Source organism: Rhizobium sp. CAU 1783 (genome assembly GCF_054551725.1).
Genome location: NZ_JBTOLM010000004.1, coordinates 176,661 through 200,958, shown reverse-complemented (window position 1 = coordinate 200,958; position 24,298 = coordinate 176,661). Strand labels below are relative to the sequence as shown.

Annotated in this window: 25 protein-coding genes; 16 read left to right on the top strand and 9 right to left on the bottom strand. The window is 64.2% G+C overall.

Features of this window, described 5'->3' with window-relative positions:
- Positions 1-31: 31 nt before the first annotated feature.
- Entirely contained in the window at positions 32-889 is an 858-nt protein-coding gene (locus ACX93L_RS17380; protein WP_459405980.1) for an endonuclease/exonuclease/phosphatase family protein, read from the bottom strand.
- A gap of 85 nt (positions 890-974) precedes the next feature.
- On the opposite strand from ACX93L_RS17380, the gene obgE reads away from it, so the two are divergent.
- The 11 genes from obgE (at position 975) to ACX93L_RS17325 (ending at position 11,608) form a co-directional block, all read left to right on the top strand.
- Positions 975-2,039 (top strand): GTPase ObgE, encoded by a 1,065-nt coding sequence (gene obgE / locus ACX93L_RS17375; RefSeq protein WP_459405979.1) that lies wholly within the window; start codon positions 975-977, stop codon positions 2,037-2,039.
- Entirely contained in the window at positions 2,040-3,218 is a 1,179-nt protein-coding gene (gene proB, locus ACX93L_RS17370; protein ID WP_459405978.1) for a glutamate 5-kinase, read from the top strand. It begins immediately after the preceding gene.
- A complete protein-coding gene (locus ACX93L_RS17365; protein ID WP_459405977.1) occupies positions 3,211-4,494 on the top strand; it encodes a glutamate-5-semialdehyde dehydrogenase in 1,284 nt (427 codons plus the stop codon). The genes proB and ACX93L_RS17365 overlap by 8 nt, the downstream gene beginning before the upstream one ends.
- A gap of 37 nt (positions 4,495-4,531) precedes the next feature.
- Entirely contained in the window at positions 4,532-5,119 is a 588-nt protein-coding gene (locus tag ACX93L_RS17360; protein ID WP_459406248.1) for a nicotinate-nucleotide adenylyltransferase, read from the top strand.
- A gap of 148 nt (positions 5,120-5,267) precedes the next feature.
- Positions 5,268-5,654, top strand: a complete 387-nt coding sequence (rsfS, locus tag ACX93L_RS17355) for a ribosome silencing factor (protein WP_169593380.1) — start codon at positions 5,268-5,270, stop codon at positions 5,652-5,654.
- A gap of 112 nt (positions 5,655-5,766) precedes the next feature.
- Positions 5,767-6,249 (top strand): 23S rRNA (pseudouridine(1915)-N(3))-methyltransferase RlmH, encoded by a 483-nt coding sequence (rlmH, locus tag ACX93L_RS17350; RefSeq protein WP_459405976.1) that lies wholly within the window; start codon positions 5,767-5,769, stop codon positions 6,247-6,249.
- Between the two features lie 165 nt (positions 6,250-6,414).
- Complete coding sequence (locus ACX93L_RS17345; protein ID WP_459406247.1) at positions 6,415-7,797, top strand: murein hydrolase activator EnvC family protein; 1,383 nt, start codon at positions 6,415-6,417, stop codon at positions 7,795-7,797.
- Complete coding sequence (locus tag ACX93L_RS17340; RefSeq protein WP_459405975.1) at positions 7,787-9,109, top strand: S41 family peptidase; 1,323 nt, start codon at positions 7,787-7,789, stop codon at positions 9,107-9,109. Before ACX93L_RS17345 ends, ACX93L_RS17340 begins: the two co-directional genes overlap by 11 nt.
- A gap of 66 nt (positions 9,110-9,175) precedes the next feature.
- Entirely contained in the window at positions 9,176-10,369 is a 1,194-nt protein-coding gene (locus ACX93L_RS17335; RefSeq protein WP_459405974.1) for a divergent polysaccharide deacetylase family protein, read from the top strand.
- A gap of 23 nt (positions 10,370-10,392) precedes the next feature.
- Positions 10,393-10,908 carry an RNA pyrophosphohydrolase gene (locus tag ACX93L_RS17330; protein ID WP_459405973.1) on the top strand — a complete coding sequence of 172 codons (516 nt, stop codon included), beginning with the start codon at positions 10,393-10,395 and terminating at the stop codon, positions 10,906-10,908.
- A gap of 172 nt (positions 10,909-11,080) precedes the next feature.
- The gene (locus ACX93L_RS17325) at positions 11,081-11,608 is read left to right on the top strand and encodes a hypothetical protein (RefSeq protein ID WP_459405972.1); all 528 of its coding nucleotides are present in this window, start codon (positions 11,081-11,083) and stop codon (positions 11,606-11,608) included.
- Between the two features lie 442 nt (positions 11,609-12,050).
- Here ACX93L_RS17325 and bfr read toward each other — a convergent pair whose 3' ends face one another.
- The 5 genes from bfr to ACX93L_RS17300 all read right to left on the bottom strand — a co-directional run bounded on the left by bfr (position 12,051) and on the right by ACX93L_RS17300 (position 19,145).
- Positions 12,051-12,536 (bottom strand): bacterioferritin, encoded by a 486-nt coding sequence (gene bfr / locus ACX93L_RS17320; protein ID WP_459405971.1) that lies wholly within the window; start codon positions 12,534-12,536, stop codon positions 12,051-12,053.
- 451 nt (positions 12,537-12,987) lie between these two features.
- On the bottom strand, positions 12,988-13,299 hold the full coding sequence (locus ACX93L_RS17315; RefSeq protein ID WP_169593362.1) for a (2Fe-2S)-binding protein: 312 nt from the start codon (positions 13,297-13,299) through the stop codon (positions 12,988-12,990).
- A gap of 134 nt (positions 13,300-13,433) precedes the next feature.
- Positions 13,434-16,775: an error-prone DNA polymerase gene (locus ACX93L_RS17310; protein WP_459405970.1), complete on the bottom strand. Its 3,342-nt coding sequence runs from the start codon at positions 16,773-16,775 to the stop codon at positions 13,434-13,436.
- Positions 16,772-18,181, bottom strand: coding sequence for a Y-family DNA polymerase (locus tag ACX93L_RS17305; protein WP_459405969.1), 1,410 nt, complete (start codon positions 18,179-18,181; stop codon positions 16,772-16,774). Before ACX93L_RS17305 ends, ACX93L_RS17310 begins: the two co-directional genes overlap by 4 nt.
- A 40-nt stretch (positions 18,182-18,221) precedes the next feature.
- Positions 18,222-19,145: an ImuA family protein gene (locus ACX93L_RS17300; protein WP_459405968.1), complete on the bottom strand. Its 924-nt coding sequence runs from the start codon at positions 19,143-19,145 to the stop codon at positions 18,222-18,224.
- Between the two features lie 156 nt (positions 19,146-19,301).
- Between ACX93L_RS17300 and ACX93L_RS17295 the strand changes: the two genes are divergently transcribed.
- Complete coding sequence (locus ACX93L_RS17295; RefSeq protein ID WP_169593355.1) at positions 19,302-19,769, top strand: metallopeptidase family protein; 468 nt, start codon at positions 19,302-19,304, stop codon at positions 19,767-19,769.
- Here the strand turns inward: ACX93L_RS17295 and ACX93L_RS17290 are convergent.
- Entirely contained in the window at positions 19,766-19,903 is a 138-nt protein-coding gene (locus ACX93L_RS17290; RefSeq protein WP_459405967.1) for a heme-binding protein, read from the bottom strand. The genes ACX93L_RS17295 and ACX93L_RS17290 overlap by 4 nt on opposite strands.
- 93 nt (positions 19,904-19,996) lie before the next feature.
- On the opposite strand from ACX93L_RS17290, the gene ACX93L_RS17285 reads away from it, so the two are divergent.
- On the top strand, positions 19,997-20,746 hold the full coding sequence (locus tag ACX93L_RS17285) for an SDR family oxidoreductase (protein ID WP_459405966.1): 750 nt from the start codon (positions 19,997-19,999) through the stop codon (positions 20,744-20,746).
- A 48-nt stretch (positions 20,747-20,794) separates the two neighbouring features.
- On the opposite strand, the gene ACX93L_RS17280 is transcribed toward ACX93L_RS17285, so the two are convergent.
- Both ACX93L_RS17280 and ACX93L_RS17275 read right to left on the bottom strand, forming a co-directional pair.
- Positions 20,795-21,001: a DUF1737 domain-containing protein gene (locus ACX93L_RS17280; RefSeq protein WP_028737317.1), complete on the bottom strand. Its 207-nt coding sequence runs from the start codon at positions 20,999-21,001 to the stop codon at positions 20,795-20,797.
- Positions 20,998-21,909, bottom strand: coding sequence for an HpcH/HpaI aldolase/citrate lyase family protein (locus ACX93L_RS17275; RefSeq protein WP_459405965.1), 912 nt, complete (start codon positions 21,907-21,909; stop codon positions 20,998-21,000). Before ACX93L_RS17275 ends, ACX93L_RS17280 begins: the two co-directional genes overlap by 4 nt.
- A gap of 111 nt (positions 21,910-22,020) precedes the next feature.
- Between ACX93L_RS17275 and ACX93L_RS17270 the strand changes: the two genes are divergently transcribed.
- The 3 genes from ACX93L_RS17270 (at position 22,021) to leuB (ending at position 24,277) form a co-directional block, all read left to right on the top strand.
- Positions 22,021-22,254: a hypothetical protein gene (locus ACX93L_RS17270; RefSeq protein ID WP_169593347.1), complete on the top strand. Its 234-nt coding sequence runs from the start codon at positions 22,021-22,023 to the stop codon at positions 22,252-22,254.
- Positions 22,255-22,398: 144 nt separating this feature from the next.
- Positions 22,399-23,004, top strand: coding sequence for a 3-isopropylmalate dehydratase small subunit (gene leuD / locus ACX93L_RS17265; protein WP_459405964.1), 606 nt, complete (start codon positions 22,399-22,401; stop codon positions 23,002-23,004).
- A 160-nt stretch (positions 23,005-23,164) separates the two neighbouring features.
- Positions 23,165-24,277, top strand: a complete 1,113-nt coding sequence (leuB, locus tag ACX93L_RS17260) for a 3-isopropylmalate dehydrogenase (protein WP_169593341.1) — start codon at positions 23,165-23,167, stop codon at positions 24,275-24,277.
- Positions 24,278-24,298 lie beyond the last annotated feature (21 nt).

The following is a 24,298-nucleotide window of genomic DNA, read 5'->3' as shown; positions in this document are numbered from 1 at the left end:
GCCGGGCAGCCTCCGGGCCGCCCGGCAACGGTCAGTCGATCTCGACCCAGAGCGGGAAATGATCCGATCCGTCCGCCGCCGTGTCGACTCGGGCGGATTTCAACCGCGGCTGAAGGCCGCCACTGAGGAAGCAATAGTCGAGATGCTTGCGCACCTTGCCGTCCGGGCTCACCCAGCTGAAGCCATCCGAGCCGTGGCCGCTACAGCATGTCTGGGCATCCAACGGCTGGTCCGCGCGGGCGACCCGGCCGTAAAAGGCGTCGTCGTGACCGACCATCTCGACATATTCCGGCGATTCCGGTTCCATGTTGAAATCGCCGAGCATCAGATAGTCCGGCGCGAGCGGAAGCTCTGGCAGGGCGAACTCGCTGATGCCCGTCAATGCGCCGCCTTCGTTGAGATGGTTGGTCGCCCGCTCCTTGAGAAAGCGGATCTGCGCGATCCGCTCGTTCGGCGAGACGTGATCGAGATGTACGGAATAGACACGCAGCGGTCCGCCGGGCGCGTCGATCAGCGCCTCGGTCGCGCAGCGCTGCAGGTTGAGCTTGTCGAACGTGCGGCTGCGCGGCAAAAGCAGCATCCGGCAGGAAAGGATCGGATAGCGCGACAGCACCATGTTGCCGAACTGGAAGCGGCGTTCGCGCCGGCGCCCGTCGATCGTCTCGTGGTCGACGAACACGTCGCAGGCCGGCCCGTAGACATGGGAATAGCCGGGAAAGAGCGAGGCGAAGGTCTCGACCAGATCGGCATGCCCGTTGCGGTGAAAACCGCGGGTCACCTCCTGCAGGGCGATAACGTCCGCCGCCGCGATGCTGTCGGCGATCCGGCGAGGATCGAATTTGCCATCCAGCCCGATGCCGAACTGGATGTTGTAGCTGACGAACTTCACGATACTCTTTGACCTCCGCTTCAACCGGCTATATCGATGGCCCACATAAAGCCGCTTATCCCGACACATTATCAATGGCAGAAGCATGAAATTTCTCGACGAGGCTAAGGTCTATATCCGCTCCGGCGACGGTGGCGCCGGCAGCGTCTCCTTCCGCCGTGAAAAATTCATCGAGTTCGGCGGTCCGGACGGCGGCGACGGCGGCCGTGGCGGCGACGTGTGGGTCGAGGCGGTGAACGGCCTCAACACGCTCATCGACTTCCGCTTCCAGCAGCATTTCAAGGCCAAGACCGGCACGCATGGCATGGGGCGCAACCGCACCGGTGCCAATGGCGAGGACGTGACGCTGAAGGTACCGGTCGGCACCCAGATCTTCGAGGAAGACAACGAGACCCTGATCGTCGACATGACGGTCGAGGGCCAGCGTTTCCGCCTCGCCAAGGGCGGCAATGGCGGCTTCGGCAACGCCCACTTCAAGACCTCGACCAATCAGGCGCCGAACTGGGCCAATCCCGGCCTGGAAGGCGAGGAGAAGACGGTCTGGCTCCGCCTGAAGCTGATCGCCGACGCTGGCCTTGTCGGCCTGCCGAATGCCGGCAAGTCGACCTTCCTCGCCTCGGTCACCCGTGCCCGGCCGAAGATCGCCAACTACCCCTTCACCACACTGCATCCCAATCTCGGCGTCGCCACCATCGACGAACGCGAATTCATCCTCGCCGACATTCCCGGCCTGATCGAAGGAGCACATGAGGGTGTCGGCATCGGCGACCGCTTCCTCGGCCATGTCGAGCGCACCCGTGTCCTGCTGCATCTCGTCTCCGCCCAGGAGGAAAATGTCGGCAAGGCCTACAAGACTGTGAAGCACGAGCTCGAAGCCTATGGCGGCGGACTTGAGGACAAGCCGGAGATCGTCGCGCTGTCGCAGATCGACGTGCTCGACGAGGCAAGTCTCAAGAAGAAGACCCAGGAGCTGAAAAAGGCATCCGGCAAGGCGCCGCTCCTTTTGTCGGCCGTGACGGGCAAGGGCATGACTGAGGCGCTGCGCACGCTCCGCGACATCATTGTCGCCGAGAACGGAGACGTCGAGCTCCGGGAAAAGAGCGACAAGCACCGCAAGCGTGACCAGGAAGACAAGGAAGGCGACGAATAGATGTCGACCGCCCGCAAGCCGCTGTCACGCTACAAGCGCATCGTCATCAAGATCGGCTCGGCCCTTCTCGTCGATCGCGGCAGCGGCCTGAAGAAGGCCTGGCTCGATGCGATCTGTGACGACATTGCCGGCCTGAAGGCTCGCGGCATCGACGTACTCGTCGTCTCATCCGGTGCGATCGCCCTTGGCCGCACCGTCCTCGATCTCCCTTCCGGCGCCCTTAAGCTGGAGGAAAGCCAGGCGGCGGCGGCCGTCGGCCAGATCGCGCTCGCCCGCCACTGGTCGGAAAGCCTGTCGCGCTCCTCGATCGTCGCCGGCCAGATCCTGCTCACCCTCGGCGATACGGAAGAGCGCCGTCGCTACCTCAATGCGCGCGCCACCCTGCAGCAGCTTCTGAAGATCGGCGCCGTGCCGATCATCAACGAAAACGATACCGTGGCGACCACGGAAATCCGCTACGGAGACAACGACCGGCTCGCCGCCCGCGTCGCAACGATGGCCGGCGCCGACCTGCTGGTCCTCCTGTCGGACATCGACGGCCTCTACACTGCCCCGCCCCATCTCGATCCCGATGCCCGTTTCCTCGACACGATTGCCGAGATCACCCCGGAGATCGAGGCCATGGCCGGCGGCGCGGCTTCCGAACTGTCGCGCGGCGGCATGCGCACCAAGATCGATGCCGGCAAGATCGCGACCGGCGCCGGCTGCGCGATGATCATCGCCTCCGGCAAGACCGATCATCCACTGAAGGCGATCGAGACCGGTGCCCGCCATTCGTGGTTCGCCGCCTCGAAGGCCCCGGCCACCGCCCGCAAGACCTGGATCGCCGGTCAGTTGCAGGCCGCTGGCATCCTGCACGTCGATACCGGCGCACAGGCCGCGCTGAAGGCCGGCAAGAGCCTCCTTCCCGCCGGGGTGCGTCAGGTCGTCGGACAGTTCAGCCGTGGTGACACGGTTTCGGTGATCGGCACCGAGGGTCGCGAGATCGCCCGCGGCCTCGCCGCCTACGATGCGGAAGACGCCCGCAAGATCGCCGGGCGCAAGTCGGGCGAGATCGAAGCTTTGCTCGGCTATGCCGGCCGTGCCGCAATGATCCATCGCGACGATCTCGTGATGACCGACCCGGCCGGCAAGGCCGGGCAGGTAGCGAATGAAATCAGGGACGAGGCCCATGCTTGATACCGTCACCAACGACAGGACGATCGACGCGCTGATGCTCGACATCGGCCAGCGTGCCCGGGCGGCGGCTCGACCACTGGCGATCGCCTCGACGGATGCCAAGAACCGCGCATTGCTCGCCATGGCGGACGCGATCCTGTCCGACGAGGCGGCGATCCTTGCCGCCAACGCCATCGACCTTAAGAACGGCCGTGAAAGCGGCCTTGCCGGATCCTTCATCGACCGCTTGACGCTCAATCCGCAGCGCGTGACCGCGATTGCCGACGGTATTCGCGCGATTGCCGAGCTCAAGGATCCGGTGGGAGAGTTGATCGCCGAATGGGATCGCCCGAACGGCCTGCACATCGAGCGCGTCCGCACGCCCCTCGGCGTCATCGGCGTCATCTACGAGAGCCGACCGAACGTGACGGCCGACGCCGGCGCCCTCTGCCTGAAATCCGGCAATGCTGTGATCCTGCGGGGCGGCTCGGATTCACTGAACTCCTCGCGCGCCATTCATGCCTGCCTCGTGCGCGGTCTGGAGTCCGCCGGCATTCCGGCCGATGCGATCCAGCTGGTCCCCGTCAGCGACCGCGCGGCCGTCGGCGCCATGCTGACGGGTCTTGGCGGCGCAATCGACGTCATCGTTCCACGCGGCGGAAAAAGCCTCGTCGCCCGCGTCCAGTCGGAAGCGCGTGTTCCCGTCTTCGCCCATCTCGAGGGCCTGTGCCACGTCTATGTCGACGCTTCGGCGGATCTGGAGATGGCCAAACGCATTGTCGTCAATTCGAAGATGCGCCGCACCGGCATCTGCGGTGCAGCCGAAACCCTGCTGGTCGACAGCGCCGCGATTGGCACGCATCTGATGCCTCTGCTGGAGGCCCTGACCGAAGCCGGCTGCGAGATCCATGCCTCCCCGACCGTGCTGAAGGTCCATCCCGGTTTCAAGCCGGCGACCGAGGAAGACTGGCGCACCGAATATCTCGACGCGATCATCGCGGTCGCGATCGTCGACGGCGTATCCGGTGCCATCGACCACATCGAACACTATTCGTCCCACCATACGGAAGCGGTTATCGCCGAAGATCCGGCGGTCGTCGAACGCTTCTTCAACGAGATCGACTCGGCGATCCTGCTGCACAACGCCTCGACCCAGTTCGCCGACGGCGGCGAGTTCGGCATGGGTGCCGAAATCGGCATCGCCACCGGCAAGATGCATGCCCGCGGCCCGGTCGGCGTCGAGCAGTTGACCTCGTTCAAGTACCGGGTGCGCGGCTCCGGACAGGTGCGGCCCTGACGTGACGGACGGGCCTATCGCTTACCGCTACCGCCGCATGCCGCATGTCGAAAGCGGCATGGTCGTCGGCCTCTTCGGCGGCTCCTTCAATCCGCCGCATCAGGGGCATGCCCTGGTTGCCGAGATCGCGCTCCGGCGCCTTGGTCTTGATCAGCTCTGGTGGATCGTGACGCCCGGCAATCCCTTGAAGAGCCGCAGCAACCTCGCTCCGCTCGCCGAACGGCTGGAGAAATGCGAGGCGATCACCTCCGACCCCCGCATCAAGGTCACGGCTTTCGAGCTGACGCTCGGCACCAGCTACACCGCCCGCACCCTGGACTCCATCAAGGCCCGCAATCCGGACGCCCGTTTCGTCTGGATAATGGGTGCCGACAACCTGGCAGGATTCCATCGCTGGCAGCGCTGGCGGCACATCGCGACCACCTTCCCGATCGCCGTCATCGACCGGCCGGGTTCGACCCTCTCCTACCTGTCCTCCAAGATGGCCCGCACCTTCGACTATGCACGCATAGACGAGGACGATGCGGGCGTGCTCTGGACGAAAAAGGCGCCGGCCTGGACCTTCATCCATGGCCCGCGCTCCACGCTGAGCTCGACGGCGCTGCGCGAAGCGGCCGGAAAGTGAGCTCTGCCAGTCCTCCCAGCGCACCGATCTCTTGAAAGATTGACGGATCGATGCCACCTTCTATCAGCGATTGCCGAAACGGGAATCGCCTTCGTGCTGTTATTCAAGGAAAGGAAGAACTCTGACAACAGTACACACCAAGGGAAAGATGCACGCCATCCTCCCGAAAAGCCCGGAACGTGGCGCCGATGCCGCAGCCCGCGCGCTTGAGCTGGTCCTCGCAAGCCTCGAGGACTCCAAGGCAGAAGATATTGTCACCATCAACATTGCCGGGAAGTCCGCGCTGGGCGACTACATGGTCGTCGTGTCCGGCCGTTCGAACCGTCATGTGGCGGCGATCAGCGAACACCTTATTTCTGACCTCAAGGAAGAGGGCTTCGGCTCCGCCCGCGTTGAGGGTCTGGAAACGGGCGACTGGGTCCTGATCGACACCGGTGATATCATCGTGCATGTGTTCCGTCCCGAAATCCGCGAGTTCTACAACATCGAGAAGATGTGGGCGGCTCCGGACATCGAGGAAGGACGTCTGCACTAATGACCTGTGGCCGGCTGCCGCTGATCCCGGCAGCAGCGAAACACAACGAGGCGGCGATCATCGCTGTTCGCCGCTTGAAGCGGTTTTGCGGCCATCAAGGAAGGATTGGGACATGCGCGTTGGCATTTATGCCGTGGGCCGGTTGAAAGCCGGACCGGAGAAGGAACTCGCGTCCCGTTATATGGATCGTTTCGCCAAGGCCGGGCCTGCCTGCGGGCTCGAATTGTTCCGTTCGGTCGAAATTGCCGAAAGCCGCGCGTCTAACGCCGCCACCCGCAAGCGCGAGGAGGCGGCGGAGTTGGTCAAGGCCATGCCGGAAGGTGCCCTCGTCATCGTTCTCGATGAACGCGGCAAGGCGCTCGACAGCCAGGAATTTGCCGATCTTCTGGGCGATCATCGCGACCGCGGCCAGCGTGACCTTGCGATCGTCATCGGCGGCGCCGATGGCGTCGATCCGGATCTTCGCGAGAAGACCAGGCTCGTTCTCAATCTCGGCCGCATGACCTGGCCGCACCAGCTCGTCCGCATCCTGCTCGCCGAGCAGCTCTATCGCGCCGTCACCATCTTGTCGGGCCATCCCTACCATCGCGTCTGAGATGACCTGCCGGCCTTTCTGGGCTCTTTGCTTGTCGGCGCAAATCAGCGTATTTTCCGCGCGAACCGGGATAGCGCTTTGCGACACGACGACCGTCCGACCAACAAGATCGTTTCTGCAGGCCGAAGCCGGGCGCTGCTCCTTCGCGCTTTGGCAGTCACAACCCTGCTTGTCCTTCCGGCCGGTGGCTCTTCGCAAGAGGCTACCGCGCAGACGCCACCTCCCGCCTCGGTAGAGACGTCGCCGTCTGCACCTCCCTCTCCGGCCGACGCAGAAGCCGGCACCGGGGACGCGGCTGTCGCCCTGCGCCAGAAACGCGACCAGATCGGCCGCGAACTGCAGGAGCTTTCCCGCAGCATGCAGGTCTCCGGCGACAAGGCGAAGGAATTGGAATCGAGCATCGCAGCGCTCGCCAAGACCTCCGAAAGCCTGAAGACCGCCCTCATCGAATCGGCCGCCCGTCGCAAGGACCTAGAGCGCAAGATTGCCGAGGGTGGACGCAAGCTAGCCGATCTGGGGCTGAGCGAGGACAGGATCCGGGCATCCTTCCGCGACCGGCGTGCGATCCTCGCCGAAGTGCTGGCCGCACTCCAGCGCATGGGACGCAACCCGCCGCCCGCCCTGCTCGTGACGCCCGAGGATGCACTCGCCTCGGTGCGCACTGCCATTCTTCTCGGTGCGGTCGTTCCGGGCATCCGCAAAGAGACGGAGAAGCTCGCCGACGATCTCGCCGAACTCGTGCGCCTGCGCAAGGAGGGCGAGAAGGAGACCGAGACGCTGATCGCCACCATGGCCAGCCGGCAGGAGGAAGAGCGGCGTATGGATCTGCTGCTGGTCGAGAACGACCGGTTGTCGCGCCAGAACACGCTGGAACTCGCGACCGAGAAGCGCCGTGCCGAAGAGCTTGCTGCAAAGGCCTCCAACATGGAGGGCCTGATCGCCAGCCTGGAAAACGAGATCCGCTCGGTCCGCGACGCGGCCGAGCAAGCGCGTGCCGAGGAAGAGCGCCTGAAGGCCCTAAGCGAGGAGCAGCGCCAGAAGGCGCGCGAGCTTGCCTTATCGTCATTGCCCGATAAAAACCGTATTGCCCCGGCATACGCTTTCTCCGATCTGAAGCAGAAACTGGAGCTGCCGGCCGCGGGCGATATCCTCCGCCAGTTCGGCGATCCGGACGGTACGGGCCATGAGGCCAAGGGCATGGTCATTGCATCGACGCCCGGGGCGCTGGTGACCGCTCCCGCGGATGGCTGGGTTGTCTTCGCCGGTGAATTCCGCAGTTACGGGCAGATGATCATCCTGAATACCGGCGACGGTTATCATATGGTATTGTCAGGCATGGACCGCATCAACACCAGTCAGGGCAAGTTCGTCCTGTCCGGCGAACCGCTGGCGGTGATGGGGGAAAAAAGAGTGGCGAGCGCGACGGCATTGGCGCTGGAAACGGATCGCCCGACACTTTACATAGAATTTCGGAAAGATGGAAAACCGGTTGATTCCCGCCAGTGGTGGGCCGGAAGCGGTTCTGGAAAGGCACAGAATGATACCTAGGGTCTCTCTTGTTCTCGTTGGTGCGCTGATGGGCGCGACTGCGATGAGCGTTCTCTATTCGGCCGGCATTCCCGCACAGGCCGCCGGCGCTTCCACCTACAAGGAACTGTCGATTTTCGGCGACGTGTTCGAGCGCGTCCGCGCGCAATACGTGACGCCGCCGGACGAGGAGAAGCTGGTCGAGAACGCCATCAATGGCATGCTCACCTCGCTCGACCCGCATTCGACCTACATGAACGCCAAGGATGCGGCGGACATGCAGACCCAGACCCGTGGCGAATTCGGTGGCATCGGCATCGAAGTCACCATGGAAGAGGAACTGGTCAAGGTCATCACCCCGATCGACGACACCCCCGGCTCCAAGGCCGGCATTCTCGCCGGCGACTTCATCTCCGAAATCGACGGCGAGTCGGTGCGCGGCCTCAAGCTTGAGGAAGCCGTCGACAAGATGCGCGGTGCGGTCAACACGCCGATCAAGCTGACGATCCTCCGCAAGGGTGCCGACAAGCCGATCGAACTGTCTATTGTCCGCGAAATCATCCCGATCCGCGCCGTGAAGTCGCGCGTCGAGGGCGATGTCGGCTATCTGCGCGTCATCTCGTTCACCGAGAAGACCTATGACGATCTGGAAGCCGCGATCGCCAAGATCAAGAAAGATGTCCCGGCCGACAAGCTCAAGGGCTTCGTCCTCGACCTCCGCCTCAATCCGGGTGGCCTGCTCGATCAGGCGATCTATGTTTCGGATGCCTTCCTCGAGCGTGGCGAAGTGGTTTCCACCCGTTCGCGCGATCCGGAAGACACCCGCCGCTTCAACGCCAGCGCCGGCGACCTGACCGACGGCAAGCCGCTCGTCGTGCTGGTCAACGGCGGCTCCGCCTCGGCTTCTGAAATCGTTGCCGGCGCCCTCCAGGACCTGAAGCGCGCGACCGTTGTCGGCACGCGCTCCTTCGGCAAGGGTTCTGTCCAGACCATCATCCCGATGGGCGAAAAGGGTGCGCTCCGTCTGACCACGGCGCTCTATTACACCCCGTCGGGCAAGTCGATCCAGGGCACCGGCATCGAGCCGGACATCAAGGTCGACCAACCGCTGCCAGAAGAACTGCAGGGCAAGGTCCGTGCGGAAGGCGAATCCTCGCTCAAGGGCCACATCAAGGGCCAGAACGAGAACGACGAAGGCTCCGGCTCGTCCGCCTACGTCCCGCCGGAAGCCAAGGATGACATGCAACTCAACTATGCGCTCGACCTGCTGCGTGGCGTGAAGACGGATCCGTCCTTCCCCGCCGACCCGGCAAAGGCCGTCGTCGCAAAGTAAGCAATTGGGCGCCGGAGCAATTCGGCGCCCGAACACATTTGCGACCCGACGGGAGCGGACGACAATTTGGGCGCTGATCTGCACGCACCGCTCGGCCAGGATCGCAAGGCCGCGAAAAGGCCGCTCCGCCGTCCTCCGGCCTCCGCCGTTTTCGGCGGAATCGCTGCCCTCTCCATCTTGGGGCTTTCAACCTATTCGGCCTTTGAGCCGCTTCCCCTTCAGACACCCGTCCCGGCCACCGAACCAGCACAAGACGCCACGAGCGGCGCCGGCAAGACGAAACCGGCCGCGGGCGCAGCTGACAACGGACAGGCCATGGCGAACAGCCGGCCTCTCGGCGGCGCGTCAGTGGAACGCACGCTGACCGACGACGGATCGGTGGTCACCAAATTCTCGCCCAAGCCCCGCGACGGCAAGGGCCCCGTGCTAATCGACAATCGCAATCTCGGGCAGGAAGGCCGTCTTGCCGCGCTTCCCAACGACGACCTGATCGAGGAGACGGCCGAAGGCCGCCTTCCCGTCGTCGGGCCTGACGGCCAACGCCCGGTCGACCAGTATGCCCGCCCGTGGTCCGGCGCCCGCGGCACCCGTATCGCGATCGTCGTCGGCGGCATCGGGCTCAGCCAGACCGGTAGCCTGCGCGCTATTCGGGACCTGCCGGAAGAGGTCACGCTCGCCTTCGCCTCCACCGGCAACAGCCTGTCGCGCTGGATGCAGGAGGCCCGGATGAAGGGCCACGAGATCCTGCTGCAGATCCCGCTCGAGCCCTTCGACTATCCGGAAAACGATCCGGGCAGAGGCACCCTGCTGACCAGCGACCGGCCCGAAGAGAGCCTGAAGAAGTTGCACCAGGCCCTGGGCCGTATCACCAACTACACCGGCGTCATGAACTACATGGGCGGCAAGTTCATGTCGGATGCGGCCGCCTTCGAGCCGGTGGTGCGCGACATCGGCCAGCGCGGGCTGCTCTTCCTCGATGACGGCTCCACCGCCCGCTCGCTGACGGACGGATTTGCCAAGGCCATCGGCATGCCCTATGCGGACGGCGACCTGCTGCTCGACGGCCAGCCGGAGAAGCAGGCCGTGCTCGCCAAGCTCGACGAACTGGAACGCATCGCCCGCCGCAACGGACAGGCCATCGGCACGGCCTCCGCCTTCGACGAGACCATCGCCGCCGTGCGCGAATGGAGCGAAGAGGCGAAAGCCCGCGGCATCGAAATCGTTGGCGTCTCGGCCCTTGCCGCCGACGCCGTGGAGTAAAGAGGATCCAGATGGAGACCAACATGCCGCCCCGGCTTGAACCCGAAGACCTGCCCTACCGCCCCTGTGTCGGCATCATGGTGCTGAACCGGGCCGGCCTCGTCTGGGCCGGCCGGCGCATCCCGGAAGGCAACTCCGAATACGACGGCTCCCCGATGCTCTGGCAGATGCCCCAGGGCGGGATCGATGACGGGGAAGACCCGCTCACCGCCGCTATCCGCGAGCTTTATGAAGAGACCGGCATGAAGAGCGTCTCGCTGCTTGCCGAAGCCGGCCGCTGGATCAACTACGACCTGCCGCGGGAACTCATCGGCATCGGGCTCAAGGGCCGCTATCGGGGCCAGACACAGCGCTGGTTCGCTTTCCGCTTCGAGGGCGATGACAGCGAGATCGCCATCGATCCACCGCCCGGCGGCCACGTCGCCGAGTTCGATGCCTGGGCATGGAAGCCGATGCGGGAATTGCCCGACCTGATCGTCCCCTTCAAGCGCGCCGTATATGATCAGGTCGTCGCCGAATTCATCCATCTGGCTGCCTGAGTGGGGCGCACCGCCGGGCCTCGCTCCCCATCACGGCGGGCGGCGGGGCAGTCGGCTGTGAACAATCGGCAGCCGACGCGTGGGCATTGGCCTTCGACCGGGGTCATCGTGCGGCGCCGGCTCGGCCCGGCAGGGCGCCGCAACAAATGTCAATGAACAGGGAACGAATACCATGACAGCCGCGCGTTATGCGGATTATGTAAAAGACCTGCGGGTTCTGTTTGCCGAACTCGACGGACAGCCTGACCTGTTCCAGACCTTCGATCTCCATGTGGAGCTGGCGGCCGCCGGCCGCTTGGTCGTCTATGAAACGAGCAGGCGGAAAGGGCTTATCGACAGCCTCTACTACGGCCGCTCCGGCCCGGACGAGAGCAATCGCCAGATTGCCCAGAAGGCCGCCTTCGCAGCCATCGACCATTTCATGGCGCTGGGCCAGTTCCTCGCGCTCGACGGCAGCGCCGGCGCGATGGACGGCGACCCCTTTCAGGGCCTGACGGCAATCGGGTCACAATATCCATCCTGCGCTTTCCGCTTCGCCTATCGCAAGAAGGGCCAGCCGATGGCGCGGTCGATGGCGATGATCTTCGTCGGCTTCAACGATGATCAGGATGCCGTCCGCTATGCAGAAGCCCTGCCGGATCCCTCCGTCCTCGTTCGCGAGCGGCCATTCCGCACCGAAAAACTCTTCGAGTGGAAATGAGGTTACCCTGCATCCGCTGGCCTTTCTCAAACAAAGGTCGGTGACTCGGCGGACGAGCACGCGGTTCGAACGGGGGCTCTGGGTGGTCAGGTGGCCGGTCTTCGCCGATAGGGCCGATCCGTGAGACCCCGGGACGCTGGCCATCGGAACTGCATTGAGCGCGTTGCATGCGACCTGCCCGGCCCAGGCCGGTCAGAACCGTCGAAGCCAAACGCTCCCGCACGATTGCCCGAGCAAGGCGGCGGCGTGACGGAAAGATGACTTGGAAGTGAGACGGGAGCTCAGCGCCCTGTGCTCTTTGCGCCGCGAGACGTGAGCTGTCTTTTCGGGACCTTGGTCGCAACCGCGCGGGGCAAACATCGAACCGTCGGCGTGGCGCTGATCGCGCCACGCAATTTGATGATGATGGCCTGTCCTGTTCGGGCAGGCCCGATCCGCCTTGTTATTCGGCGGAATCCGCCGAGTCGGCGTTGAGCTGGCCGTATTTTTCTTCGCCGATCTTCGACAGCAGCTCAAGCTGGGTCTCCAGGAAGTCGATATGGCCCTCTTCGTCCATCAAGAGCTCTTCGAAGAGTTTCATGCTGACATAGTCCCCAGCCTGGGAACAGATGTCGCGCGATGCCTTGTAGGCGGTGCGGGCGTCATATTCGCCGGCGAGGTCGGCCTCGAGCACTTCCTTGACGTTCTGGCCGATACGCAGCGGTGCCACGGTCTGCAGGTTCGGGTGGCCTTCGAGAAAGATGATGCGCGAGATCAGCTTGTCCGCATGCTGCATCTCTTCGATCGATTCGGCGCGCTCCTTCTTGGCAAGCTTGGTGAAGCCCCAGTCATCGAGAAGGCGGTAGTGCAACCAGTACTGATTGACCGCACCAAGCTCGAGGAACAGAGCCTCGTTCAATCGGTCGATTACTTTCTGATCACCCTTCATGATAAATCACCCTTCTTGTGTTCTTGGTTCTGAGAATAGAGCAGAATTGCCGGAAGCTGTCGAGCAAGCGTGAAACGAGCGAGGTCTACCCTGGTTCCCGCGTCGCCACGCCGACTCGGCGGCACTTCGGCTGATGCCGTCCGGACGTGACGCCGATGGCGCTCTGGCGGAGGCACCACCGCGAAGCCGCGAGCACTGATTGGAACTGGGCGACGTTAAGACCGTGAAACGCAGGGCTTTCAACGCAGTTCGCCGGGAGGCGTTCCTGCCGGGAAAGGCGCCGGCTCTTGTAGCCGAAGCGCCGCCGGGTGCCGTACGCGACGCCGACAGGCACCGCCATGACGACAGGCCGGGAAATGTCGGTATACAGAAGAGGGCGTGCGAAAGGCAGAACCCCGGTCCTCGGCGACGGGTATCGGAACGGAATGCGGCAGTGAAAGAAAACAGAGGGTCAGGCCACCTGCGCGGCACGCTGGCGGCGCTCCAGGCTTGCAGTCTTCTGCTCTTCGTGGAAACGCTTCAAGCGTTCCATGAAATCGACCACTTCCGCACCGTCGGTCTGGCGCGACGCGTGATAATCTTCGGTGGTGCGGATGATGATGTCGACGACGTTCGGGAAGCAGCCGCAGCAACGGCCCCGTTTGCCCATCGCATGATAGACCTTCGCCGGAACGATCAGCTGCCAACAGTCCTCGTCAAGGAGCTCGTTGATGACGTCCCTGATTTCCCTGTCGGTGATGTAATTGCAGCTGCAGACGAGCATGGCGCCGATGAACTTTCAAACCTGACTTTCAGCCCCTTCTTTCTGCTAAAGAGGATGGCCCTTGTCAAGAAATTTTCCGGCCGGTGCCGCCTGTCCCGGTCTTCAGGTCCTGTTTCACCTCCCTTCGGTTTCCCTCAATGAAAATTGCGTCCCTTCGGCATGGCCTGCCGGACCTCGCCAACCAGATCGGGAACATCCCGGATCAGTCGCGCCAGGGAACCGGTCGATCGGCTGTCATGCCGGTGCTCGTTGACCGGGCGACGAACCTCGTCGGCATGGGCAAGCCCGCCGAAACCCTGCATGTCCTCGCGCAACAGGCCGAGCCTCTCGGTTTCGTCGATGAGATGTTCGGCCACGACATGGATGACGCCTTCGGCCTTCTGCAGGCGTCCCCTCACTCTCACCAGCCTCGCCCCCATGACGATGCTGCGATAGCGTTCGAAGGTCTTCGGCCAGACGATGATGTTGGCAACCCCGGTCTCATCCTCGATCGTCATGAAGATCACCCCCTTGGCCGAGCCCGGCCGCTGGCGCACGAGAACCAGACCCGCCACCTCGACTTGACGCCCGTTTGCTATTTTCTCCAGATCGACGGAAACGAGAATACCGCTTCGGACAAAGGCCTCGCGCATGAAGGCGAGCGGATGGGCCTTCAAAGAAAGCGACAGTGCACGGTAGTCGCTGACAACTTCTTCACCGGCAGGCATCGAAGGCAGCGAAACCGCAGTCTCCACCTGCAACGCGGCATCGACTGCCGCGTCGGCGAAGAGCGGCAGATGTTCGACGGCAGCCTGGTGATCAAGCGCCTGCGCCGCCCAGAGTGCCTCGCGGCGACTGAGGCCGAGAGAGGAGAAGGCATCGGCGTCGGCAAGCCGTTCGACGGCGGCCCGCGGCAACCCGGTCCGCATCCACAGATCGCGGACCGAGGCATAGCCTCTGCCACGCCGCGTCACGAGAAGCTCCATCTCCGGCTCCGAAAGCCCCTTGACCTGGCGAAAGCCGAGCCGCACGGCCCGGTTTCCCAGGATGACGTTGCGCATCGAGGTGTGGCGCGAGGCAAGGCGCCGCGGATCGAAGCCGTCCGTCTCCAGCGTGCTGTCCCAGGACGAAGCGTTGACGTCGACAGGTCGTACCTCGACCCCGTGCTCCCGGGCATCCCGCACCAGCTGGGCCGGCGCGTAGAAACCCATCGGTTGGGAGTTGAGCAGCGCCGCACAGAAGACATCCGGATAAAAGGTCTTGATCCAGGCCGAGGCATAGACCAGCAGTGCGAAGGAGGCCGCGTGACTTTCGGGAAAACCGTATTCGCCAAAGCCCTCGATCTGGCTGAAGCAACGCTCGGCGAATTCAAGCGTATAATCCCGCCGCATCATGCCGTCGATGAAACGCTGTCTGAAATTGGCGACCTGCCCCGTCCGGCGGAAGGTCGCCATAGCGCGACGCAGCTGGTCGGCTTCCGCGGGTGCGAACCCGGCGGCGGTGATGGCGATCTGCATCGCCTGCTCCTGGAAGAGCGGCACACCGAGCGTTCGCGTCAGCACGGCCTCGAGTTCCGGCTTGGGATAGGTGATCTTCCCGCCGCTTTCCCTCTCCTTGCGGTTCTTCAGATAGGGGTGCACCATGTTTCCCTGGATGGGCCCCGGCCGGACGATCGCCACCTCGATCACCAGATCGTAGAATTCCCTGGGCTTGAGCCGCGGCAGCATGCTCATCTGGGCCCGGCTCTCGATCTGGAAGACGCCGAGCGTATCGGCACGACAGATCATGTCGTAGACCTCCGGCCTGTGATCCTCGAAGAAGGAAGCAAGCGTCAACTGTCTCCCGTAATGTTGGTCAAGCAGGCGGATGGCCTTGGCCAGGCAGGTGAGCATGCCGAGCGCCAGGACGTCGATCTTGAGAATCTTCAGCGTATCGAGATCGTCCTTGTTCCACTCGATCATGTAGCGCCCGTCCGCCGTGTTCATGATCGGCACGACCTCGTCGAGCCGGTCCCGGGTGATGACGAAACCGCCGACATGCTGTGAAAGGTGTCGGGGGAAACCCACCAGGGCCGAGGCATGGTCGAGCACGCGGCGGGTGGTCGGATCCGCCAAGTCGAGCCCGGCAGCCCGGGCCTCGCGCTCGGAGAGATCGGCCGTGGACCAGCCCCAGATCGACCCGGACAATGCCGTCTGCACATCATCGGAAAGACCGAAGGCCTTGGCCGTCTCGCGCCCGGCCGAACGCGCCCGGTAATTGATCACGGCCGCCGTCAGTGCCGCATGCTCGTGTCCATAGGTATCGTAGATGAACTGGATCACCTCCTGGCGCCGCGCATGCTCGAAGTCGACGTCGATATCGGGCGGCTCGTCGCGCTCGGTCGAAATGAAGCGATCAAAGAGAAGCGTGGTCTTTTCCGGGTTCACCTCGGTGATGCCGAGACAATAGCAAACCGCAGAATTGGCCGCCGAGCCTCGTCCCTGGCACAGGATGCCTTCCGAGCGGGCGAAGCCGATGATGCGGTGCACGGTCAGAAAATAGGGCTCGTAGCGCTTCTCGCCGATCAGGTTCAGCTCATAGGCAAGCAGGTCGGCGACCTTTGCCGGAACCCCGCCGGGAAACCGCCGGGCCGCGCCCTCATAGGTCAGCCGGCGCAGTGCCAGATCAGCCGGCTCCCCCCCGACCGCTTCGTCGGGATATTGATGGCTGAGTTCATCGAGGGAAAAATGAAGCCGGCTGAAGAACTCGGCTGACCCGGCGATCGCCTGCGGATAGGCGCGAAAGAGACGCGCCATTTCCCGAGGATCCTTCAGGTGGCGCTCGGCATGCGCCTGCAGCCGGAAACCGGCCTCGGCAACGGTCACATGTTCGCGGATGGCCGTCACCACGTCGGCCAGCGGCTTGCGGTCGGGGGCGTGATAGAAGGGATCATTGCTGGCAATCAGCGGAAGCGACAGCCGCCGGCCCATCTCCGCGATCCGGTGAAAGGCCAGCCGGTCGAGACCGTCATAACGCGGCACGATCGCGAGGTAGAGCCGCCCCGCGAGCACCGGCCCCAGCCGCGCGAGCCGGGAGCAATAGTCTTCGGCCGCCCCGTTGTCGGCAAAGGCAGGTACCATCGCCGCCACCATCAGATCCTCCGCCCATTCGGCGAGATCGCTTTCATAGAGCGTGCAGACACCCTTTTCGGACCGGAGATTGCCGACACTCAGCATCCGGCACAGATGCGCCCAGCCGCGCCGGTTCATCGGATAGACGACGCATTCCGGCGTCGCATCGGCAAAGCAAAGCCGCGCCCCCGGCCGGAAGGCATGCCCCTTGAGTTTGGCAGCTGCATGCATACGCACCACCCCCGCCACCGTGTTGCGATCGGCGAGCCCCAATCCGGAAAGCCCGATCCGAACAGCCGTGGTCACCATTTCCTCCGGATGCGAGGCACCCTCCAGAAAGGAGAAGTTGCTGCGGCAGCCGATCTCGAAAAAGGTCGGGTCGCTCATGCGAAGACCCCTTGCATGAACCAGTTCGGCCGATCCGCTCCCCGTTCGTAGAGGCCTTCGCGAAACAGCCAGTAGCGATGGCCGACACTGTCCTCGATGCGGAAATAGTCACGCGGCAGCGCGTCCTCCCCGTCGATCCACCATTCCGGCACCAGTCGCTCCGGTCCCTCGGCCCGCACCACGCGATGCTGGGCACGACGCCACCGGAAGCTGGCTGGCGGACCATCCGGCACCTCGGCGGTGACCTCGACCGCTTCCGGATGGGCAAAGAGCCGGATCGGCCGGTCGTTGCGAACCGGGGCCAGGGGCACGGGATCAGACTTTGCCGGGCTTTGCGCAAGCGACGCAAGGCTGGAGCCGCGCTCCGGCCAGTGGCTCGCATGGGACAGCGGAAGCCTGAGGCACCCTTCGCCGAACCGCGCCGTCACCCGGTCGATGAAATCGAGCGCGGCATCGTTCTTCGCCTCGCCGGCACCGAAACGCGCCTGGGTCTCGGCGAGCCTGTCCGTGCAGAGCACGTTCAGCCTGAGGATCTCGAAACCGAAACCCGCGTCGAGATCGTCGTGCAGCACGGCGAGCCTCTCGTTGAACAGCGCCTTGATCCGCCCGGCATCGCGAAGCGGCGCGGCGGCACCGAGCTCGATCCGGAACACCCGCCCGTCGACGCGGAAGAGCAGAAGCTCGAAAAGCCGCCCTCCCTCCCCGCGCCCTTCGAGACCCGATTTCAGCCCCGCGGCCAGCCGCCCGACGAGATCGAGGATCGCTTCTTCGTCACGGATCGGTTCCGCGAGCCGCCGCTCGACCGAAAGCAGGGCAACAGGCCGACGTGGTACGATCGGCTCCCCTTCGCGCCCCAGCGCCTGGTCGAGCCTGAGCAGCAAGGCCGGCCCGAAACGCCGCGTCAGCGGGCCGCGCGGCATCGCCAGGAGATCGCCCACCTGCTTCAGCCCGACCCGGGCAAGCGACGCCGCCATGCCAGCCTCGATCCGCAGTGCCTTGAGGGGCAGTGGCGACAGCACCGCCACCATCTCGCGATCGGCCACCACCGTCTTTACGGAAAAACGGGCCGCCGCCCAGGACAGGCCGGGTGTTCCGGCAATCGCGCCCCGCGCATCGAGCCCGAGCTGCAGGAGGCGACCCAGCAGGTCTTCGATCATCGCTTCTTCGCCGCCGAACAGATGCGTGCAGCCGGTGACGTCGAGCATCAGTCCATCCGTGCCGTCCAGCGCCACCAGTGGCGTATAGCGGTCGCACCAGTCGGCGATCGCCTCCAGAAACCGCCGGTCGGCGGAAGGATCCTCCTCCGCCGCGTCGAGGGACGGGCAGATGGCGCGTGCCTCGGCAAGACCCTGCCCGACCCGCAGGCCAATCGTTTCGGCCGTCTCGTCGAGCGCGGTGAGGCGCACCGCGTTCTGCACCCGCCCGGCACAAACAACCGGCGGATGGTCAGGACGCCCTGTCGAACGCCACGACAGTCCCCAGCGGCGACGCGCCAGCCGATCGGTCGAAAGCCTGGGAAACCAGAGCGCCAGGATACGCCGACCGTTCGGGGCGGTGCTGGCCGGTGTGAGCGAAAGTTGCGGGGTAAAACAGGCGGTCATCTTTATTCCACTCCAGGGTCAGTTCGCGGGATGCCCCGAGCCGGCTCTTTTCCGGAACGAGGCGGAAGACGGAATTGCCGATGCTGCCGCCGAGCATCGTTCCGTCGCTCAGAATGCGCGCCGCCGCCGGCGCGGGTTCGATGCGTAGGCGAAGCGAGGCGCTGCTCGCTTCCTCTTCTCCTCCCTGCCGCAGCAGAAGAAGAAAGCCGCCCGTGCTGCGCGCCTTGAGGCTGAGACGCCGGCTTTCGGTCAGCCCGAAGCCGCGCGGGTTGCCGTTGACCTCCAGCATCACGGCCGCGAAGGCGCCGCAGGAAAGGGCGGCATCCGCCAGCCAAAGCGCCTCCTCAACTCGCCGGGGCATGGCATAGACGAGTTCACCCGGCCGGCACCCGTAATCGACCAGGCCCGCCGCATGGGGCAACCCCGCTTCACGGGCAACGAAGCTCTCGCCGATCCAGAGAATGCGCTTTTCCGGCTGGGCCGGCAGACAGGCAAGACACAAGCCCAGCCCGAAACCGCTGACGGCGCCAGCATCCCTCAGCTGCCCGCCACGAAGCTCGATCATCGCACCGACCGGAAACCCATCCGGCAGCAGGCTTTCGAGGCCTGAAGCCTCCTCCGCCCCTACGAAACCGCCGGCAGCATCCACCTCGGCGCAGCCGGCATCCGGCTCGGGTTCGAGCCCGGCCGAAAGCGGCCTGCCTTCGATCTTCGCGATGGCCTCGCGCAGGGCAAACAGCTTCCCCTGCGCCAGAGCGGTCCCGCCCATGACGTATCTCCATCGAAATGTTCTCTATATGTTCTTATGGATTCCAGAGCTTTCGAAAAGAGTCAACCGGATTCATTGTGAATTTATTCCTTGACAGGATTCCCACTCGAAAAGCGGGAACAAAACTCCTATATGGAGAGCCAGTAAGGAGTTCCGATGGCCCGCATTGACCAGACCGAAGATTGGCGCGAGCGCCATGCCCCGACGATCAGCACGTTCGAATCGCTGGCGATTGAGGCCTATGGCCATCTGCCGGAGGAATTCAGGGCGCTGACGGGAAATCTGATCATCGAGATCGCCGATTTCCCGACCGACGAAGTCTTCGAGGACATGGCGCTGGAGACGCCTTTCGACCTGCTCGGCCTGTTCGAGGGCCGTGGCATCTCGGAACGTTTCACCATGGAAACCGGGGAGATGCCGAACCGCATCACGCTCTATCGCCGCCCGATCCTCGACTACTGGGCGGAAAACGAAGAAACCCTGGGCGACATCATCACCCACGTTCTGATCCACGAGATCGGCCATCATTTCGGCCTCTCCGACGACGACATGGAACGCATTGAGGAAAGCGCCGAGGATGCCGCCGCGGAAGCGGACGGCCTTTCTGTCGCGGTGAAGGACTAGTCGCGCTTCGCAAGGAAATGCGTGGTCCCGGCTTCGGCGAATTGCAGATCCCGTGCCGGCGCACCTGAACGGATGCCGATCCCGCCCGCCACCTCGCCGTCGAAGAGCACGGGCAGGCCACCGCCCACCACCATCAGACGCCCGCCGATCGCCCCGTCCGGAAACGGGTGGCCGCCGCCCCGCCTCCTCGCCTATCCCTTGGCCTCCGACACCCAAAGGAGGTTTCCATGACAAGCCTGAACGACAAGGTCGCCATCATCACCGGAGCGTCGTCCGGCATCGGCCGCGCCACTGCCCTGCTGTTTGCCGCAGAGGGCGCATCCCTGGTGCTCAATGCCAGGGGCAGCGAAGCACTCGACGCGGTTGTCGATCTGATCGAGAGCCGGGGCGGCATCGCCCATGCCGTGCCGGGTGACGTCGCCCGTGCCGAAACCCATGAGAGGCTGGTCGATGCGGCCATGAGCCGGTTCGGCGGCCTCGATATCGCCGTCAACAATGCCGGGGCCGTCGGTCCGATCAAACCCCTCGCGGAAGTCACGATGCCCGAATGGCAGGAAACGCTGGCGGCAAACCTGACCTCGGCCTTTTTCGCCGCCCGCTGCCAGATCCCAGCCATGCTGGAACGTGGCTCCGGCGCCCTGGTCTTCGTCTCGACCTTCGTCGGAACGAGCGTCGGCCTTCCCGGAATGGGCACCTATGCCGCCTCCAAGGCGGGCATCATGGGTCTGGTAAAGGGCATCACTGCGGATTACGGCAGCCGCGACATTCGGGCCAATGCACTCCTGCCGGGCGGCACCGATACGCGGATGGCCGGCGATCAGGCCCAAAAGGACTGGGCGGCAGGTCTGCATGCCCTGAAACGCATCGCCCGGCCGGAAGAAATCGCCCGCGCGGCCCTTTTCCTTGCGGGCCCCATGGCAAGCTTCGTCGCCGGCTCGGCGCTCTACGCCGACGGCGGCAATGCCGCCGTCAAGTGACGCGATACGCCGGAGCGCCCGCCGCAGACGGCAGGCGCTCCGTTTCTGTCATTGCTCGCCGAGCTTCATGCTCGGATCGTAATCCTTGCCATGCACGGTCTTCACCACGGCTTGCCCGCAATGCATCTGGTTGGTCGCGGCATTGAAGGAAAGGCTCGGTGCACCATGCAGTTCCCAGCCCTTGTTGAGCGCATCGGTGACGCGATGGCAAAAGGCCGCGTCGTCCGGGCCGGTGAGGAAACGATAGACCTTCATGCTGTTCTGCCTTCTCTGTCTGCGATGACGCGAGCCTTGGCGAGCAGTCGCTCGGCCTGCTCCAGATGCAGCCGTTCGATCATCCGCCCGTCGAGATTGATGACGTTGAGGCCGTCGGTCGCGGGATCGGCAAAGGCGACGGCAATCGCCTTCGCCTCGGCGAGCGCCGCCTCTGAAAAACCGAAATACCGGTTGGCCCCGTCGATCTGTGCCGGATGGATCAGCATCTTGCCGTCGAAGCCCATGGCGCGTCCCTGCGCGCATTCGCCATCGAAGGCCTCGAGCGCCCTGAACTCGTTCGATACGCTGTCGATCGCGTCGAGCCCGTAGGCGCGCGCAGCAAGGATCACCTGCATCAGGAAGGGCACGAGATAGGTCCGCCCCGTCTCCGGAGCCACGCCCGTCTCCTTGCGCAGATCGTTGAGCCCGACGACGAAACAGTCGAGCAGGCCGCCGGCGGTGCGTCCCGCGCCGGCGATCGCCGCTGCATTGAGAACGCCGCGCGGCGTTTCGATCATCGCCCAGATCCTGAGACTTTCCGTCGCATCGGTTTCGGTGATGAGGTCAGCCACCCGCTGCACGTCGTCCGGGCCGTCGACCTTCGGCAGCAGCACGGCATCCGGCCGGCAGGCGATCACGGCGGCCATGTCGTCGGAGAAGAACTCGGTATCGATCCCGTTCACACGGACGATGCTTTCCCGGCCCCGAAGCGGCGTCTCGGCAAAGAAACGCCTGAGATTTTCGCGGGCTTCGGCCTTCTTCTCGACCGCCACCGAATCCTCGAGATCGAAGATGACGGCGTCGCAGGACAGACCATGGGTCTTCTCCAGCGCACGCGGGTTGATGGCCGGCACGCTGAGCACCGAGCGGCGCAGCCGCGCGGGGTGATGTGAGGTGATCGAAGTCATAGGCGAACTTTTGCCAAGCTTTGGCCAGCCGCGCAAGGCGACATTTGGCGGAAAGCCCTTGCATTCCCGAAGAAGAAGGACCACCTTCACTGTCGAGAAAGGATTTCGATCATGCAGAATCTCCGTTCCGTCGCACTTGGCATTACCGGCATCGCCGTTCTGGCCTTGGCTGCTGCCTTCACCGTCTCCCTGACGCTGATCGCTGGCGCCGTGCTGACGCTTTCGCTCGCCGCCCGCATGCTGAGCCCGAAGAGGAAGGCAGCGCCGGTCTATGCGAAGGCGAACAAGCGCCGCGACGAAATGCGCGTCTGGAACGACGGTCGCGGCACGATCATCGATCTCTGAGACGCGCGCCCCGCCGATAGGAGGCGGAAACCGGCAATTTTGATGCCGAAGCGTACCCTTTCGACCAGGAAAGGCCTTCAAATCCGCGCGGTTTTCTTTTATGGGCAGCGGAATTCCTGAATTGTATTCCGAAGGCAGGGTCTGATGGAAAAGTTCGTAAAGCTCACCGGGGTTGCAGCACCCCTTCCGGTCGTCAACATAGACACCGACATGATCATCCCGAAGGACTACCTGAAGACCATCAAGCGCACCGGTCTCGGCAAGGGTTTGTTCGCAGAGGCCCGCTACAACGAGGATGGCACGGAAAACCCGGATTTCGTCCTCAACAAGGCGGCCTATCGCAATGCCCAGATCCTGGTCGCCGGTGACAACTTCGGTTGCGGCTCCTCGCGCGAGCACGCGCCGTGGGCGCTTCTCGATTTCGGCATCCGCTGCGTCATCTCGACCTCGTTCGCCGACATCTTCTACAACAACTGCTTCAAGAACGGCATCCTGCCGATCGTCGTCAGCCAGGATGACCTGGACAAGCTGATGGACGACGCAGGCCGCGGTTCCAACGCCGTTCTGTCGGTCGACCTGGAAGCCCAGGAAATCACCGGTCCGGATGGCGGCCGCATCAAGTTCGACATCGACGCCTTCAAGCGCCACTGCCTGCTGAACGGCCTCGACGACATCGGCCTGACGCTCGAGAAGGCCGACAGCATCACGGCATTCGAAAAGACCAACGCTCAGGTTCATCCCTGGGCCTGATCTGAAAAACGCTCCGGTGCGGCAAACGGTCTCCCGCTGCCGCACCGCAACGCCCGCTACGGCCCCTCCCTCCGTACCGTTCTGCCCCTGAGTGTCCTTGAAATCCGGGCTCCTGCCCGATAGAAGGCGGCAACTCTTGATCAAGCCAGGGAGGCTTCCCATGACACAGCGCAATCTCTTCCTTCTGCCCGGCGACGGCATTGGCCAGGAAACCATGGCCGAAGTCCGCAAGATCATCGACTACATGAACGCCGAGCAGGGCGCAGGCTTCACCACCGATGAAGGCCTCGTCGGCGGCTCCGCCTATGACGCCCATGGCGTCGCGATCACCGATGCCGACATGGAAAAGGCGCTCGCCGCCGATGCCGTACTGTTCGGCGCCGTCGGCGGACCGAAGTGGGATGCCGTGCCTTACGAAGTGCGCCCGGAAGCCGGCCTGCTGCGTCTGCGCAAAGATCTCGAACTCTTCGCCAACCTGCGCCCGGCGATCTGCTATCCGGCGCTCGCCGCCGCTTCCTCGCTGAAGCCGGAATTGGTCGAAGGCCTCGACATCCTGATCGTGCGCGAGCTCACCGGCGGCGTCTATTTCGGCGAGCCGAAGACCATCACCGACCTCGGCAATGGCCAGAAGCGCGCGATCGACACCCAGGTCTATGACACCTACGAGATCGAGCGCATCGCCTCCGTCGCCTTCGAGCTGGCCCGCACCCGCAAGAACACCGTCTGCTCGATGGAAAAGCGCAACGTCATGAAGTCCGGCGTGCTGTGGAACCAGGTCGTCACCGAGACCCACAAGGCCAAGTATCCGGACGTGAAGCTCGAGCACATGCTGGCCGATGCCGGCGGCATGCAGCTGGTACGCGCGCCGAAGCAGTTCGACGTCATCGTCACCGACAACCTGTTCGGCGACATGCTCTCCGACGTCGCCGCCATGCTCACCGGTTCGCTCGGCATGCTCCCCTCGGCCTCGCTCGGCGCCCCGGATGCCAAGACCGGCAAGCGCAAGGCCATGTACGAGCCCGTCCACGGCTCGGCCCCAGACATCGCCGGCCAGGGCATCGCCAACCCGATCGCCATGATCGCCTCCTTCGCCATGTGCCTGCGCTACTCCTTCAACATGGTGAAGGAAGCCGACAACCTCGAAAAGGCGATCGCCAACGTGCTCGACAAGGGCATTCGCACCGGCGACATCATGGCCGAAGGCTGCACGAAGGTCGGCACCACCGAGATGGGCGCCGCCATCCTTGCCGAATTCAAAGCCCTGTCGGCCTGACGGGCCCTTGCAATTGCCAGC